The sequence below is a fragment of the Mesorhizobium sp. WSM4849 genome (genome assembly GCF_055811385.1).
Map to the genome: position 1 here is coordinate 63,944 of NZ_JBVVPW010000026.1, position 15,983 is coordinate 79,926.

The following is a 15,983-nucleotide window of genomic DNA, read 5'->3' on the forward strand; positions in this document are numbered from 1 at the left end:
ACTTTGTGCGTCCAAATGGACGCACGTCGCTCTGGGCCACCTTCCTTCAATCGCCCGATTTCCAGGCGATTGCAAGGCAGTGAGACATTGCTATCGAACGAGGATGTTGCACTATCGAACGAGGATGTTGCGGAATTGCCATGGGTCGTTCTTGTCGAGGTCTTCCGGGAACAGACCAGGGCGGTTATCGAGCGGCGTCCAATCGGTGTAGTAGCCCTTGATCGGCCCCAGATAGGGGGACTGCACTTCCAGGCAGCGCCTGTAGTCCATCTCGTCGGCCTCGACGATGCCGGCCTCGGGATTTTCCAGCGCCCAGACCATGCCCGCCAGCACTGCCGACGTGACCTGCATGCCCGTCGCGTTCTGGTAAGGCGCCAGCTTGCGCGCTTCCGTCAGCGACAGTTGCGAGCCGTACCAATAGGCGTTCTTGTCGTGTCCGTAGAGCAGCACGCCGAGTTCGTCGACACCGTCGACCAGTTCGTTCTCATCGAGCACGTGATGTACGGATTGCGGCTTGCCGGCGGCACCGAACATCTCGTGCAGCGACAGTATGGCGTCGTTGCAGGGGTGGTAGGCGTAGTGGCAGGTGGGGCGATATTGAACCTTGCCCTTCTTGCCGCGCAGGGTGAAGAAGTCGGCAATCGAAATCGACTCGTTGTGCGTCACCAGGAAGCCGTATTGCGGGCCCGGCGTCGGGCACCAACTGCGCACACGCGTGTTGGCGCCCGGCTGCTCCAGGTAGATCGCGGCCTTCGAGCCATGCTTGTGCTCCTTGGCGTTCTTCGGCATCCACTTCTCATGCGTGCCCCAGCCGAGCTCTGCCGGCTGGAGGCCTTCCGAGATGAAGCCTTCGACCGACCAGGTGTTCCAAAACACCTCCATCGGCTTCGGCTTCTTGGTGCGCTGTGTGTCGCGCTCGGCGATGTGAATGCCCTTGACGCCGGCCTTCTTCATCAGCCTGGCCCAGCCTTCGCGATCGTGCTGCGCTGGCTCCGAGAACTCGAGGCCAAGATCGGTGGCGAGGTTGACCAGCGCCTGTTTGACGAACCACGAGACCATGCCTGGATTGGCGCCGCAGGTGGAGATTGCGGTCGCCCCGCCGGGATGCGCGTGCTTTTCTTCGATCATGGATTCACGCAGCGCGTAGTTGCTGCGGCTGGCATTGTCGGCCTTGGGGTCGAAATAGAAGCCGAGCCATGGCTCGACGACGGTATCGATGTAGAGCACACCAAGCTTGCGACAGAGCCGCATCAAATCCACTGAGCCGGTGTCGACCGACAGGTTGACGCAAAAGCCCTGGCCGCCACCTTTGGTCATCAGCGGCGTCAGCAGCTTCTTATAGTTCTGCTTGGTCACCGCATCCTGCATGAAGGTGATATCGCGCTCGTCGAGCAACTTGCGGTCGGTATCGCGTGGGTCGATGACCGTCATGCGCGACTTGTCGAACTTGAAATGGCGCTCGATCAGCGGCAGCGTTCCCCGTCCGATCGAGCCGAAGCCGATCATCACGACAGGGCCGGTGATCTCACCGTAAACGGGCCAGTTTTCATTCGCCATTTTATCGATTACTCCCTCAGATAGGCTGAAAAGCCGGGCAAACAGACGCAAAGCGGAGCATTTTTTTTGCCCGACCGCCACGCGCTACAACCACAGATCATTGTCATAAACCAGCGAAAAGCGCCAACCTCGGCTACGCTCAGTTGGCTACGTGGTTAAGGCCAAAATCGTGGATGGCGAAGCTCAAGCAAGGCTCTCCTCAAAGATTGCCGGCGACTCGCGATGACGTGATCGCAATGCCAAATCAAAGGGAGTGGATCAAAATGGCGAGCCGATTGAAGTGCATCACCGGGAGATGCACCGGAAGCTGGCGGATGGAACTTGGGCCTTTTTATCGACCATCCGTCGAAGCGGACCCTCTCGCTTTGCGCTATGCATGCGCGCAAGCCTCGCAGAGACCCGAAAGCTCCACCGTGGCCGACTTGGTTCGGAAGCCCTGCCGTCGGGCAATCCGGCGCAGCACCCGCTCCAATGCCGGGTCATGAACTTCACTTGCCCGCCCGCAATTCGCGCAGATTGCAAAAGCGGCGCGCCCGTGGGTGCCGCATTCGCTGGGGAGGCAGAGCGCAAACGCGCTCAGGCTCTCGATCCTGTGAACCAGGCCCTCCTCGATGAGCCGATCCAGAGCGCGATAGATCTGTAGCGGTGAGCGGAGCCCTTCCTGGCGAAGAAGTTCAAGCAGTTCGTAGGCCCCCATCGGCCTCTCGGAGCGCGTCAACGCGTCGATAATCAACTTCTGGTTGCATCCAGCATCCACTGTTCCCTCGTGCTCCAGGTAGCTTTGAGCACAACGGTGATCGTTAGTTATAATATAACGTTTTCGATTGACGAACGTGATAACATAACATAACGGATCGTCAAGAGCTGGGCTGACTTTGATGGCTCCCGCGGAGATGGATCGAATGGCTGCCTGTGTGATCTTTCAAGACCTGACGCTGGGCCACAACAGCCATCCCGCCGTGCATCACCTCGATGGGATCGGCCGGCCCGACGATCATCTGTCGGCGGGCGCGATCTACGTTTTCTTCCATCTCTGCCGGGATGCGCGGCTGCTCGCCACGAGTCCGGCACATCTCCCACAGAACCGCTTGAACAAAGGAGTTGATCGAATGTCCAGGACGCTGAAGCTCGCCGCCGTGATGGGCGTCATAACATCGTTGCCAATCATCCCGTCGGTGGCCGCGGCCGAGAACCTCAAGGTTGTCGCCAGTTTCTCGATCATTGCCGATTTCGCCAAGAATGTCGGCGGTGACCGTGTCGACATCATCACGCTGGTCGGCCCGAATGGTGACGCCCATGTCTACGAACCGAAGCCGGCCGACGCGGCCACTGTCGGTTCTGCCGACGTGGTGCTGGTCAACGGCCTCCAGTTCGAGGGCTTCCTCCAGCGTCTCGTCGAAGCGAGCGCGACGAAAGCGCCGGTCGTGGAATTGACCAAAGGCGGCGAGGTGTTGCGCAACACCGAGGAAGAAGGTCACCACGATCAGGATAAAGCCGCCAAGGGCGAGGCAGGGCACGCCGCGGAGGCGAAAGAGGGCCATGAGGAAGGGCACCATCATCACGGCGAGTCCGATCCCCATGCATGGCAGTCGGTGCACAATGCCGAACTCTATGTGAAGAACATCGCCGATGCCTTCTGTGCCGCCGATGCGGCCGGCTGTGACACTTATCGGGCCAATGCCGAATCATACGGCCAGCAGCTCGAGGCACTGGAAGAGGAGATCAAGGCTGCTGTAGCTGAGATCCCCGAGGACAAGCGCACGATCTCACTTCCCACGACGCCTATGGGTATTTCGAGCACGAATACGGCATAAAATTCCTCGCACCGGAGGGCGTCTCCACCGAATCTGAGGCCTCAGCCGCGGACGTCGCGGCCCTCATCAAACAGATCAGGCAAGACAAGGCTTCGGCAATCTTCGTTGAAAACGTCACCAACCCCCGCCTGATCGAGCAGATCGCCAGCGAGACGAGTCTGAAAATCGGCGGTGAACTCTACTCCGACGCCCTGTCGGACGAGAACGGCCCGGCGGCGACCTATCTTGAGATGATGCGGCACAACATCACGGCGATCAAAGGCGCGATCCTCGGAAGCTGATCGCCGCGCCACGACGGAAAGGCGGAGCAATCCGCCTTTCGTCGACCGCAATCAGTTATGTAATAACATCCAAGGGAGAATACCGTGAAGACAAATTTGGCGTCAGCCACGGCCATCGCGCTGCTTCTGTCTCTATCAACAAGTGCGGCCCTTGCCGAGGAGGTGACCGCCTGGCGCCTCTTCATCTCGGATCACGCGGATCCGAAGGTGATCGTAATCGATGCGGTCGATGGCGGAAAGCTCGACACGTTTAAGATCAAAGGGCCGACGTCGCTCCATCGCAGCGAAAGCGGCCGGACCGTGTTCGCCGTGCAGGGCTCGGCCGGCGTCGTTACCGGGATCGCGAGCGGCATTTCCTTCGAGGACCACGGCGAACACGGCGACATCGACGTCGAAGCGCCGAAGCTTGCCGGCGTCGAGATTATAGGCAAGAAGCCGTCGCATTTCGTCGAGCATGACGGAGACTTCGCCGCTTTTTTCGACGGCGAAGGTGTCGCGCGTATCATCTCTGAGAAGGTCGTCCTGGAAGGCAAATCGGACTTCAGGGAAGTGAAGACGGACGCGCCGCAGCACGGCGTCGCAGTTGCCTATGGCTCCCATGTCCTCCTCTCGGAGCCGAACAGGGAAAAGCCGGACGAACTCCCGGTCGGCATCAGGGTCGCTGACGAAGCCGGCGCGCCGATCGGCGGCATCCACGCCTGCCCCGACCTCCACGGCGAGGCGTCTTCCGCCAATATCCTGGCTTTCGCCTGCGCGACCGGCCTGCTTGTCGTCAGCCATGGCGACGGCACCCCGGCGATCCGTCATCTGCCCTATGCCGACAGCCTGCCGGATGGCAAAACGACGACGCTGATCGGCGGCAGGGGCCTGCAATATTTCCTCGGCAACTACGGCGCCGACAAGGTGGTGCTGATCGATCCGACGGTCGAAAGCGACGCATTCCGGCTGATCAGCCTTCCGACGCGCCGCGTGCATTTCGCGATCGATCCGGTTCGTCCGAAGTTCGCCTACGTCTTCACTGAGGACGGCCAGCTTCACCAGCTCGACGTGGTCAAGGGGGAGATCGCAAACTCGCTCAAGCTGACCGACCCCTATTCGATGGATGGTCACTGGAGCGAGCCGAGGCCGCGTGTTGCGGTCGCCGGCGACAGGATCGTGGTTACGGATCCTCTGCAAGGTGTGCTGCATCTCGTTGACGTGACGTCGTTCGAGAAAACCGGCGACGTTGCCGTCGAAGGCAAACCCTTCAACATCGTTTCCGTCGGCGGCTCCGGTCAGACCCACGAAGGCGAATAGTCGCTCCTCCCAAGCGGCTGCCGCGCGTCCGGCCCATTCTTTCTCGGGCCGGACGCATCTTCTCCAGCTCGCAAGGGGAAAACCATGCTTGAGACACAGCCAAGGGCGTGTCGTCGATATCTTTTCGGTTGCATTTCAGCCCAGCCGCGCCGGGATCAATCCGCGCAGGGAATTGCCGACGAACAGCGCTTTGGCCGACTTCAGATCATCCAAGCTGTAGATTGCCTCGTGGGCGCGGCCTTCGTCCAGCAATTCGCCACGCAATACGCCCGGCAGCAGGCCGCAATCGAGCCGCGGCGTCGCCAGCGCGCCGTCGCCGAAATCGGCAAAGAGATTGGTGATCGTGCCCTCACAGATTTCGCCACGCTCGTTGGCCAGCAGCACCTCGTCGGCCCGGCTGATCAGATATTCGGCTCGCGCCCGCTGATAGGTGTCCCGGCGGCTCGTCTTGTGGCGCAGCAGCGTGTCGCTTGAATCGAGCCGCACCCGCGCCAGTTGCAGCCTCCACACCTTGTCGGCTGCATGCGGCTCATAAGGCAGCGCCGAGACCGTCACCTTGCCGCTGCGCGACAGGACGAGGCGTGTGCGCAAGGCTATGTCCGGCCGGTCGACGGCGTTCCTGAGCATCTCGCCGACCTTCTGCGGATCGCAGGCAAAACCCAGTTCGGCTGCCGAGCCATAAAGGCGAGCCAAATGGCGGTCGAAACGGAGGAAGCCCTGGCCCGGCTGCCAACGCATGGTTTCGATCAACTCGAAATCGGCGGTGTTCCCGTCGCGTAGCGCGCTTTCAGCAGGCACTCTTGATACTCCTCCTCGGCCGTCGAATCGAAGACGACGCCACCACCGATATTGTAGACGGCTTCGCCACTGGAAAAGAGCGATATGGTGCGGATCGCAACCGAAAAGCGCATCGTGCCGCCGGGCGCGATCCAGCCGATGGCGCCGCAATAGACGTCGCGTGGTGTGGCTTCCAGATCGTGCAGGATTTCCATGGCGCGGATTTTTGGGGCGCCGGTGATCGATCCGCATGGAAACAGCGCAGCGAAGATCTGGCGGATGGTGAGGTCGGGCAAGAGCTTGGCCCGCACACGGCTCACCATCTGGTGGACGGTCGGGTAGCTCTCGATGCGGAAAAGCTCCGGCACTTCCAGCGTGCCGACCTCGCTGATCAGCGAGATGTCGTTGCGCAGCAGATCGACGATCATCCGGTTCTCAGCCTGGTTCTTCTCATCATTTAGCAAGAACGCCTTCAGCCGCTTGTCCTCCGCCTTGGTCGCGCCGCGCGGGGCGGTGCCTTTCATCGGATGGGTCTCGATGATGCCTTCGGCGTCGACCTCGAAGAACAGTTCCGGCGAACGCGACAAAACGACCGGATCGCCGAGCGCGATCAGCGCGCCGTATTTCACAGGCTGGCGCTCGGTCAGCGCGTCGAAGGCGGCCAGCGGATCGCCCGACCACTGCGCATGAACCGGAAAGGTCAGATTGCCCTGATAGCAATCGCCCTTTCGAATGTGATTGTGGAGCCGCGCAAAGCGTTTTGCGTAGTCTTCTGAAGACCAGGCAGCCCTTGCATCGAAGATCGGACCGTTGGTCGCCGGCGCGTTGCTGGGCACGACCGCCTGTTCGACAGGCGCGTCGAAGATCCCCAGGCAGACAAGCGGGGCGCGGCGTTCGCCCGGCAGCAGCGGAACGAGCTTCGGTTCGAGCAGGTAGCCGGCCTCGTACGAGAAATAGCCGGCCAGCCATTTGCCGGCGTCATGCGCTGCCTGCGCAATTTCCAGCGCCGGCAGGAAATCCTCCGCCTCATGCGCCACGATGATGCCGGACGGACGGTCGAAAACGAGCTGATGCGCGCGCTCGTCATTCCTGAAAATTGCGGAGGGCAGGGACATGGGGCTCGGATGCTGCGATCAAATGACGCCAGCTATCGCTCTATATGGGGGCTCGATCGGGCGCAATCGAGAGAGCGGCGTCTCAGGACGCAAAGGCAGCCTTGGTGTAAAAGCAAACTGGCGGCACCTCGCGGGCGCCGCCAGTCTGTTACGTGCTCGATGCCGGCAGCCAGTTCAGGTGTTGCTCGCGGTCCCCGCGGTCGGGAAGCGGCGCGCGAATTCCTTCTCGTCGCCGGCGGCAAGCAGTTTCGCCTGCTCGATCCAGCGCTCACGCTCGATGCGGCCGTCGAACTGGAGAACGTCTTCGATCCGCTTGATATCCGCCGCCGTCCAGGCGGCGATCTGAGCGTAGGTTCTAACCCCCAGGTCGTGCAGCTTCCGCTCATTGACCGGGCCGATGCCGATCAAGCGACGCAGACTGTCGGTCTTATCAGCTGCTGCCGCTGTTGCCTTGCCGGCAGTGGCCTTCTTTGCCGCCGGCGCAACCTTCCTGGCTGTGGCGCTCGTTTCCGACGCGGCCGCTTTCGACGCACTGGCCTTTGGCGCGGCTGCCGCCTTGGCGGCCGCCGGTTTCTTGGACGCGGTCTTGGCCGGTGACGACTTGGCCGGCGCGGTCTTTGCTGGCGCGGACTTTGCTGGCGCGGACTTGGCCGGCGTGGGCTTGGCCGGCGCGGATGTCGACATCAACGCCGACGGTGCCGGGATTGCTGCCTTTGTCGCGCCGGTCTTGGCGCCTTGTGCCTCGGCCAACTGGCGCTCCAGGTCGGCGCGGGCGCCGCGGCATACTTCGAGCTCACCGGTCAGGCGGTCTGCGTCGGCGCGCAGCCTGTCGCGCTCGCTGCGCGTGCGGTCCATGTCACCGCGCAGGCTGTCGAGCTCGCCACGCAGGCGTCCCCAGATGAACCAGCCAACCAACACACCTACCAGGAACGCCAGGAGCATGTAGAAAAAAGTGCCCATTGTCTCTCTCTCCAGTCCGATCCATCTGCCACGGCCTGGAGTGGTGACCTTGGCACAAGGACCATTCAATGGTGGCTCCGCTGTTCGCGGAACAGCCGGCTTAGATCGAGCTGTCGGCGACCGGCTTTTCCTGCCATGGCCAACGGCCGCTGTCGCACTCGCCGAAGCGCCGTGACCGGCCGAAGATTTTTTCCTGGCCTGAGCCCCGCGCCCGACTGAGCTTGAGGCGGGACGCTATCATACAGCTTCCGGAAAGCTAACGGAAAAATTCCACGGAGAGTTATTTAAGAACAGATATTTAGGGCAAGAATAGAACGGCCTCAATATGCATAGCGGCTAAACTGTTCTGTCAGCCCCGGATGTTCAGCGCTGTGCGTCAATTGTCCAAAGCTTCGAGCTCGTCGATCAGCCCGCCGATCACGCCAAGTCCAATCTGCCAGAAGGCAGGATCGGTGGCGTCAAGACCGAAGGGTGCCAGGAGCTCGGAATGATGCTTGGTGCCGCCGGCGCGCAGCATGGCAAAATATTTCTCCTGAAAGCCACGCTCCGCATTCTGATAGACCGCATAGAGCGAATTCACTAGGCAGTCGCCGAAAGCATAGGCGTAGACGTAGAAGGGCGAATGGATGAAGTGTGGAATATAGGTCCAGAAGACCTCGTAACCTTCGCGCAGCTTGATCGCCGGCCCGAGGCTCTCCGCCTGCACTTCCAGCCAGAACTGGCCGAGCCTGTCGGATGTCAGTTCGCCGTTCTTGCGCTCGGCATGCACCTTGCGCTCGAACTCGTAGAAAGCGATCTGGCGCACGACCGTGTTGATCATGTCCTCGACCTTCTGGGCGAGCATGGCCTTGCGCTCGCGCTTGTCCGTGGTCTGGTCCAGCAGCGAGCGGAAGGTCAGCATCTCGCCGAAGACGGATGCCGTCTCGGCCAGCGTCAGCGGCGTCGAAGCCATCAGCGCGCCCTGGCCTGCGGCCAGCACCTGATGCACGCCGTGGCCAAGCTCATGCGCCAGCGTCATCACGTCGCGCGGCTTGCCCATGTAGTTGAGCAGAACATAGGGATGCGCCGACGGCACAGTCGGATGCGCGAAGGCGCCCGGCGACTTGCCCGGCCTGACCGGCGCGTCGATCCAGTTGCGGTCGAAGAAAACCCGGGCGATCTCCGCCATGTCAGGCGAAAAGCGCTGATAGGCGGAAAGCACCGTGTTCTTGGCCTCGTCCCAGCCGATGATCGCTTGCGGGGTTTCTGGCAACGGCGCGTTGCGGTCCCAGTGGTTCATCACCTCCACGCCGAGCCAGCGCGCCTTCATCGCATAGTAGCGGTGCGACAGGCGCGGGTAAGCGTCGCGAACGGCTGAGGCCAGCGCATCCACCACGCTGCGCTCGACGCGATTGGCGAGATGGCGCGAATCGGCGATGTCCTCGAAGCCGCGCCAGCGGTCGGAAATCTCCTTGTCCTTGGCCAGTGTGTTGGTGACCAGCGTGAACGTGCGCAGATTCTTGCGGAAGGTTGCGGCCAGCGCTTCAGAGGCCCGGCGGCGCACCTCGCCGTCGGCGTGCTGGAGGCGGTTCAGCGCCGGCTCCAGGGTAAGCTCCTCGCCATCGATGTCGAAGCGCAGATCGGTCATCGTCTCGTCGAACAGGCGGTTCCAGGCGCCGCGTCCGGTAATCGACTTCTCGTGGAAAAGCTGCTCGACCCGATCCTCGAGCTGATAGGGCTTGTCCATGCGCAGATCGAGCACCCACGGCCGGTAGTGAGCGAAGGCGGGATCGGCAGCGAGCGCGGTTTCGATCGCGGCATCATCGATGAGATTCAGTTCGAGCGCGAAAAACAGAAGATGCGCGCTGGCGTCAGTCATCTTCTCCTGAATGTCACCATAGAGCTTGGCGCGCTGCGGATCCGCGGTGTTGCCGGCATAGATCAGTCCGGCATAGGAGACGATCCGGCCGATCAGTTCCTCCAGCGCCTCATAGGCGGCAAGCGCCTCGCCCAGCCTGCCGCTGTCGGCACGCTCCGCCTCGGCGGCGAGCGTGCCTTTCCAGCGGCTCTCGAAGCTGATGGCATCGGCCGCCGCCCTGGCGATGTCGCGCTTCAGCTCGGGGGCGTCCATGCCAGAATAGAGATCGGCGAGATCCCATTCCGGCAGATTGCCAAGCTCCGCCGCGCCCTGACCGGACGCCGCCGCCGCAAGCTGCCGACCAAAAACCATGCGCATTGCCGATACTTTCCAGATTGCGGGACCCAAACGGCCAGACTCAAAGATTCAAGAGGGGGATGAGAAAGCCGCTCAAATCCTAAGGAATTCGTTCACCGGGTTTTTTGAAACCTTATTTAGAACCCTGTGCCAGGATGATCCATAGGGTGGATTGCCCTTGGGTGGGCATATTGGGCGAGCATCGTTGAACCAGTCATGACAGGTTCCATACTCATAGTCGATGACGATCCCGTGCAGCGCAGGCTGCTCGAGGCGGCCGTGACGAAATTCGGCCACAGCGCGATCATTACGGATGGCGGCGAGGCCGGTCTCGACGCCCTCGACGGGCCCAATGCGCGCGACGTGTCGGTGGTCATCCTCGACCTCGTCATGCCGGGCCTCGACGGCATCGGCGTGCTGAAGGCGATGCGTGAGCGCGGCATCCAAGTTCCGGTCATCGTACAAACCGCCCAGGGCGGCATCGAGACCGTCGTTTCGGCCATGCGTCACGGTGCTTTCGATTTCGTCGTCAAGCCGGCCTCTCCCGACAGGCTGCAGGCATCGATCGGCAATGCGCTCAAGGTCGAAGCGGTCGAGGGCGAAGTGAAACGCACGTCGCGGCGGCGCGGCGGCCATCTGACCTTCAAGGACATGGTCACCCACAGCCCGGCGATGGACCGGGTGATCCGTCTCGGCCAGAAGGCGGCCGCGTCCAACATCCCGATCCTTATCGAGGGCGAATCCGGTGTCGGCAAGGAGTTGGTGGCGCGCGCCATCCAGGGCAGCGGCGATCGCCGCTCAAAACCCTTCGTTACCGTCAATTGCGGCGCCATCCCCGACAATCTGGTCGAATCGATCCTGTTTGGCCACGAGAAGGGCTCGTTCACCGGCGCCACTGAAAAACACACCGGCAAGTTCGTCGAGGCGCATTCGGGCACGCTCTTCCTCGACGAGATCGGCGACCTGCCGCTCGACGTGCAGGTCAAGCTGCTGCGCGCCGTTCAGGACGGTGAGGTCGATCCGGTCGGCGGGCGTTCGACCGTCAGGGTCGACATCAGGCTGATCTCGGCGACACACCGCAATCTTCTGCAGCAGGTCAAGGACGGCAAGTTCCGCGAGGATCTGTTCTATCGCCTGAATGTCTATCCTATCTTCGTGCCGCCGCTGCGCGATCGTCGCGACGACATCCCGTATTTGGTCGAGCACTTCCTGGAGAAGGTTGCGCCCACCGATCCACGTCACCGCCTGCACGGCATTTCGGCTGCGGCGCTCGCCATGCTGCAGGCCTACGACTGGCCGGGAAACATCCGGCAGCTGGAAAACGCCGTCTTCCGGGCCTCAGTGCTTTGTGAAGGCGATGTGCTGACCGAAGAGGAGTTTCCGCAGATCCGGGCGCAGGTCGAGGGCACCGTCAACCTCGATGCGGATGGCGCGTTGCCCGCCTCGCCTTTGGTCATCGAGCCGCCTGGCGAGGACGCCCCGGCCAATAACGGCATCGCTGCGACCGAGCGCGATCCGCCGGCCTGGCCGCAGCCCCGCTTCGGCACGCTGCGGGCACTCGACGAACGCGGCAATGTGCGGGCGCTGGCCGATGTCGAACTCGAAATGATCAAGCTCGCCATCGACCATTACAACGGCCAGATGAGCGAAGTTGCCCGCCGCCTCGGCATCGGCCGCTCTACGCTCTACAGGAAGCTCAAGGAATACGGCATCGATCCGGAAACAGGCCGTATCGACCGGCTTGCTTCCTGACAAAGCAAGTGCGGACCAGCTTGTCAGCCTGGCATCAGGACAATCGACAGTCATCGATCGGGCGTGACGTGTGTCGGGCGACGCGCTTGCGGCGGTGTTCACGCATTGAGGCGACCGGTAACAGATCGTGTTCATGGCAAAGGCCGAAACATGATCTAAACCAGCAGTTTACCAAGAAACCCTGCGCAATATTTTTGACAGGATATCGCCACGGTGTTACCGCATTTCGGCTTCAATAAGCGATGATTAACCATTAGGATCGATATTCGGATGCGAACACCACGGCATCCGTTGGTCAAATCCGGGGACAAACGGCAGCCTGCAAGGCCTTTTGATTTGAACAAAGTCGAACGACACACAAACGGGCGGCATTATCACATGAGCGTCTGGCCGAGATGGCTGGCAGCGGTGATCCTCGCCTTTGGCTTCCTTACAGCGGCTGCGACCGGCGCCAGCGCCCAGACGCGTTCGCTGAAACTCTATAACCTCCACACCAAAGAGAAGGCGGAGATCGTCTTCAAGCGCGGCGGCCGCTACGACCAGGCGGGTTTGAAAAAGATCAACGTCATCCTGCGCGACTGGCGCCGCAACGAGCCGACCAAGATGGATCCGCGCCTGCTGGACCTGGTCTGGGAGGCTTACCGGCAGAGCGGCGCCACCGACTTTATCCAGGTCGTGTGCGGTTATCGCTCGTCGTCCACCAACTCGATGCTGCGCAGCCGCAGCAGGGGCGTCGCCAAGAAAAGCCAGCATATGCTCGGCAAGGCCATGGACTTCTACATTCCCGGCGTGCCGCTGAAGAAACTTCGCGACATCGGTCTGCGGATGCAGGGCGGCGGCGTCGGCTATTATCCGAGATCCGGCTCGCCCTTTGTCCACATGGATGTCGGCAATGTGCGCCACTGGCCGGGCATCAGCCGCCAGGAATTGGCGCGTGTGTTCCCCAATGGCAAGACGCTGCATGTGCCGAGCGACGGCAAGCCGCTGCCCGGCTATTCACAGGCGCTCGCCTCCTACAAGGCGCGCAAGGGCGCCGGCGCTCCCGCCATCGAACTGGCCAGCGCAGGTGGCGGTTCCAAAAGATCCGGTGGTCTGCTGGCGGCTTTCTTCGGCGGCGGTGAGGACGAGGCGGATGACAGCGCCGATGTCGCAGCCGCGCCAACGCCGAAGTCAATCAACGTGAAGCCGGCGAACGTGAAGCTGGCGAACGCGAAGCCGGCGCCGGCCGCCAAGAGCAGCAAGCTTCCGGGCATTGCCATCGTGTCGCCTCAGGATGCAAAACGCGCCGAGATTCCGCAAATCCCCGATGCGCCTGCTCCGGAACCGGAGGAGGACACGCCGGAAACGATCATTGCGGCGCTGCCGGCGCGCAGCGTGCCGCTGCCTGATTTCGCCCCGCGTCCGGAGACCGATGTCGGCGCTCAGCCGCCCGAAAACGTTCCGTTCGGCGTGGCGGATGCCACCGCCACCACCGAACAAGCGCCGGCTCCCTTCGGCATGGCCGAACCGTCCACTGTCGCCGATGCGGCGCAGGTTGCAGCCAACGACATTCCGTTGCCGACCTGGCGTCCCGATCACTCGCTGCCGGCCGACCTTGCAGCGGCCGACCTTGCGCCGCAGGACAAGGCTGTGCTTTTGGCGCTCGCGGATACGGCCGGCCACGGCAAGACCGCTACCGATGCGTTCTCGGTGCTGCCCTCGGCTCGGCCCGACTTGGTGCAGCCCGCCCAGGTCCAGCCCGACCAGGTCCAGTCCGACGCGGCCCAACCCGATGCGGTCAAGGCCGTCCTCGAGCGGGTCAGCGCAACCGACGAGTACCAGGTCGCTTCGCTGTCCCAGCCGAGTTCGGTCCTCAGCGATCCGGCGAACATCAACGCTGCATCGCCGCGCGAGGCTGTCTTTGCCCGCCCGCCGGGCTCCGATCCGGCCGCGGCGATCGGTGCGGGTGTGAAGACCACCCGCAAGGCAGCCAGGGCAACCGCCCGTGACCTGAAGCCTGGTCCCAAGTCCGTAGTCGTCGCCGCCGAGCCTCAGGCGGCGCGCTGGGCGTTGAACAGCGACGAGAATGTCGCCACCGTCTCCAGCGCGACGACGGCACCGCGCTATGCCTACAATATCGTGCACACGCCGCCGACCGAGGTCTACACCGCCGGCTTCCAGTCGAACGATCAACTGGCCGAAGCCAACCGGTTCACCGGCAATGCCGTCAAGTTCCTGTCGGTCGCCCGCTTCCAGACCAAGTAGCGGATCGACCAGCAATACAAAGCCGCGCCGGGTAACCCGCGCGGCTTTTTGCTGTTCGCAAACAAACACGCCGCGATGCTGCCAGTCCACTTGGGGATAAGAGTTTCTCTACCGCCCGAGCTTGCTCGCCGCGCGCGCCAACGCCTCGATTTCGTCCCACCTGCCGGCCTTGACCAAATCGTCCGGCGCCACCCAGGAGCCGCCGACGCAGATGACGTTGGGCAAGCTCAGATAGTCGGCGGCGTTCTTGCCGGTGATGCCGCCGGTCGGGCAGAATTGCACATCGGCGAGCGGCGAGGCGAATGCCTTGAGCGACGCAATGCCGCCCGACTGTTCCGCTGGGAAGAATTTCAGGAAACGCAAGCCTGCCTCGCGGGCGGCCATGATCTCACCCGGCGTGATGACGCCGGGCAGCAAGGGAACGTCGCTGTCCTTCGCCGCCGCCAGAAGCTCGCAGGTGATGCCGGGGCTGACGATGAACTTAGAGCCGGCTGCTGCCGCCTCGCCGAACTGGCGGGCGTCCAGAATGGTGCCGGCGCCGACGATGGCGTCCTCGACTTCGCTTGCCACAAGCCGGATCGCCTCCAGCGCGTCAGCTGTCCGCAGCGTGATCTCGATCGCCGGCAGGCCGCCGCGCGCCAGGGCACGCGCCAGCGGCACGGCATCGGCGACGTTGGCGACCTTCAGCACCGGGATAACCGGTTGGCCGTTGAGGAGCGACAGAAGCTTTTCGGTCTTGCTGGGCATTTGTCGTCTCTCCGGTATTGATCCGTTCAACCGGTTAGCAGAAGGCCGTTTTTCTGTCCACGAAACCAAGCGTGTCGCGATGTCACGCACTGCCGGCAATTCCGGCAGCCCGGACAACAAGAAGAGGCAGTTCCACGCGTCAGCCTTGAATCGGCTTTCATGAGCGTTTAGTGGCTTCGGCGATGACACTGCCCAATCAACCTTTCCGCGTTGCCGCGCTCTATAGGTTTGCCCGTCTCGACGACTTCGAGGCATTGCGCGCGCCGCTCGCCGCCTTCTGCTGCGGACGCGGTATCAAGGGCACGCTGCTTCTGGCGCATGAGGGCATCAACGGCACGGTCGCCGGCAGCGAAGCTGACATCGCCGCGCTCATCGATCATCTCGGATCCATCGAAGGTCTCGCCGGTCTCGAGGTCAAGTACAGCAGCGCCACGCAGATGCCGTTCCACCGCATGAAGGTGCGGCTGAAGCGCGAGATCGTCACCATGGGCGTTAGGGATATCGATCCGACGGCAAGCGCCGGCACCTATGTCGCACCGGCCGACTGGAACGCGTTGATCTCGGATGCGGACACGATCGTCATCGACACGCGCAATGCCTACGAGGTATCGATCGGCACCTTCAAGGGCGCGGTCGATCCCGCTACGGCGAGCTTTCGCGAATTCCCGGCCTGGGTCGAGCAGCACCAAGCCGAGCTCGTCGGCCGGAAGGTGGCCATGTTCTGCACCGGCGGCATACGCTGCGAGAAGGCAACGGCCTATGTGAAGTCGCTCGGCTTCAAGGATGTGTTCCATCTCAAGGGCGGTATCCTGAAATATCTCGAAGAGGTGCCCGCCGAACAGAGCCTCTGGCAGGGCGAGTGCTTCGTCTTCGACGAGCGCGTCTCGGTGTCGCACGGGCTGGTCGAGGGTGAGGCGGAACTGTGCCGCGCCTGCCGGCATCCGCTGATCGGGCAGGACCTGTTATCGCCGAAATACGCCGCCGGCATCTCATGTTCGCATTGCTTCGATGCCCGTTCCGACGAGGATCGCGCGCGCTACGCCGAGCGTCAGCGCCAGGTCGAGCTTGCAGAAGCGCAAGGCAGGGCTCCGCACGTCGGACGTTAGAGCGACGTGCGTCCGCTTGGACGCACTTGGACGCACGAAGTACGCTCTAACACTTTGAATCTACGCATCGAATCTACGCATCGTGCTTTCCGAAAATCGATTCCGATTTTCGGGCCGACACTGCAGATCCTGACATCACT

General features: G+C 62.5%; 12 protein-coding genes and 1 pseudogene. 6 read left to right on the plus strand and 7 right to left on the minus strand.

Translation table 11 applies throughout. From position 1 onward, the window contains the following. Positions 1-111: 111 nt before the first annotated feature. Together AC0L3L_RS25835 and AC0L3L_RS25840 are read right to left on the minus strand one after the other, a co-directional pair. On the minus strand, positions 112-1,557 hold the full coding sequence (locus tag AC0L3L_RS25835) for a homospermidine synthase (RefSeq protein ID WP_473639736.1): 1,446 nt from the start codon (positions 1,555-1,557) through the stop codon (positions 112-114). A 370-nt stretch (positions 1,558-1,927) separates the two neighbouring features. Further along, positions 1,928-2,290, minus strand: a complete 363-nt coding sequence (locus AC0L3L_RS25840) for a Fur family transcriptional regulator (protein WP_473639738.1) — start codon at positions 2,288-2,290, stop codon at positions 1,928-1,930. Between the two features lie 376 nt (positions 2,291-2,666). Between AC0L3L_RS25840 and aztC the strand changes: the two are divergent. Then, positions 2,667-3,652, plus strand: a pseudogene (aztC, locus tag AC0L3L_RS25845) (zinc ABC transporter substrate-binding protein AztC). Between the two features lie 84 nt (positions 3,653-3,736). Beyond that, positions 3,737-4,948 carry a zinc metallochaperone AztD gene (aztD, locus tag AC0L3L_RS25850; RefSeq protein ID WP_473639740.1) on the plus strand — a complete coding sequence of 404 codons (1,212 nt, stop codon included), beginning with the start codon at positions 3,737-3,739 and terminating at the stop codon, positions 4,946-4,948. 135 nt (positions 4,949-5,083) lie between these two features. On the opposite strand, the gene AC0L3L_RS25855 is transcribed toward aztD, so the two are convergent. The 3 genes from AC0L3L_RS25855 to AC0L3L_RS25865 form a co-directional block, all read right to left on the minus strand. Continuing rightward, positions 5,084-5,746: an aminotransferase class IV family protein gene (locus tag AC0L3L_RS25855; RefSeq protein ID WP_473486429.1), complete on the minus strand. Its 663-nt coding sequence runs from the start codon at positions 5,744-5,746 to the stop codon at positions 5,084-5,086. Continuing rightward, positions 5,695-6,840: an aminodeoxychorismate synthase component I gene (locus AC0L3L_RS25860; RefSeq protein WP_473486430.1), complete on the minus strand. Its 1,146-nt coding sequence runs from the start codon at positions 6,838-6,840 to the stop codon at positions 5,695-5,697. Before AC0L3L_RS25860 ends, AC0L3L_RS25855 begins: the two co-directional genes overlap by 52 nt. Before the next feature lie 174 nt (positions 6,841-7,014). Next, positions 7,015-7,248, minus strand: coding sequence for a hypothetical protein (locus tag AC0L3L_RS25865; protein ID WP_473639742.1), 234 nt, complete (start codon positions 7,246-7,248; stop codon positions 7,015-7,017). Between AC0L3L_RS25865 and AC0L3L_RS25870 the strand changes: the two genes are divergently transcribed. Further along, positions 7,238-7,786, plus strand: coding sequence for a pentapeptide repeat-containing protein (locus tag AC0L3L_RS25870; RefSeq protein ID WP_473639743.1), 549 nt, complete (start codon positions 7,238-7,240; stop codon positions 7,784-7,786). The genes AC0L3L_RS25865 and AC0L3L_RS25870 overlap by 11 nt on opposite strands. Positions 7,787-8,176: 390 nt before the next feature. On the opposite strand, the gene AC0L3L_RS25875 is transcribed toward AC0L3L_RS25870, so the two are convergent. Next, positions 8,177-10,015 carry a M3 family oligoendopeptidase gene (locus AC0L3L_RS25875; protein WP_473527145.1) on the minus strand — a complete coding sequence of 613 codons (1,839 nt, stop codon included), beginning with the start codon at positions 10,013-10,015 and terminating at the stop codon, positions 8,177-8,179. Positions 10,016-10,210: 195 nt separating this feature from the next. Between AC0L3L_RS25875 and AC0L3L_RS25880 the strand changes: the two genes are divergently transcribed. Both AC0L3L_RS25880 and mepK read left to right on the plus strand, forming a co-directional pair. After that, positions 10,211-11,746: a sigma-54-dependent transcriptional regulator gene (locus tag AC0L3L_RS25880; protein ID WP_473527146.1), complete on the plus strand. Its 1,536-nt coding sequence runs from the start codon at positions 10,211-10,213 to the stop codon at positions 11,744-11,746. Positions 11,747-12,124: 378 nt separating this feature from the next. Beyond that, on the plus strand, positions 12,125-13,990 hold the full coding sequence (mepK, locus tag AC0L3L_RS25885; protein WP_473639745.1) for a peptidoglycan L,D-endopeptidase MepK: 1,866 nt from the start codon (positions 12,125-12,127) through the stop codon (positions 13,988-13,990). Between the two features lie 108 nt (positions 13,991-14,098). On the opposite strand, the gene AC0L3L_RS25890 is transcribed toward mepK, so the two are convergent. Beyond that, positions 14,099-14,737, minus strand: a complete 639-nt coding sequence (locus AC0L3L_RS25890; protein ID WP_473639747.1) for a 2-dehydro-3-deoxy-phosphogluconate aldolase — start codon at positions 14,735-14,737, stop codon at positions 14,099-14,101. Between the two features lie 182 nt (positions 14,738-14,919). Between AC0L3L_RS25890 and trhO the strand changes: the two genes are divergently transcribed. Beyond that, positions 14,920-15,843 (plus strand): oxygen-dependent tRNA uridine(34) hydroxylase TrhO, encoded by a 924-nt coding sequence (trhO, locus tag AC0L3L_RS25895; protein ID WP_473639749.1) that lies wholly within the window; start codon positions 14,920-14,922, stop codon positions 15,841-15,843. Positions 15,844-15,983: the final 140 nt, after the last annotated feature.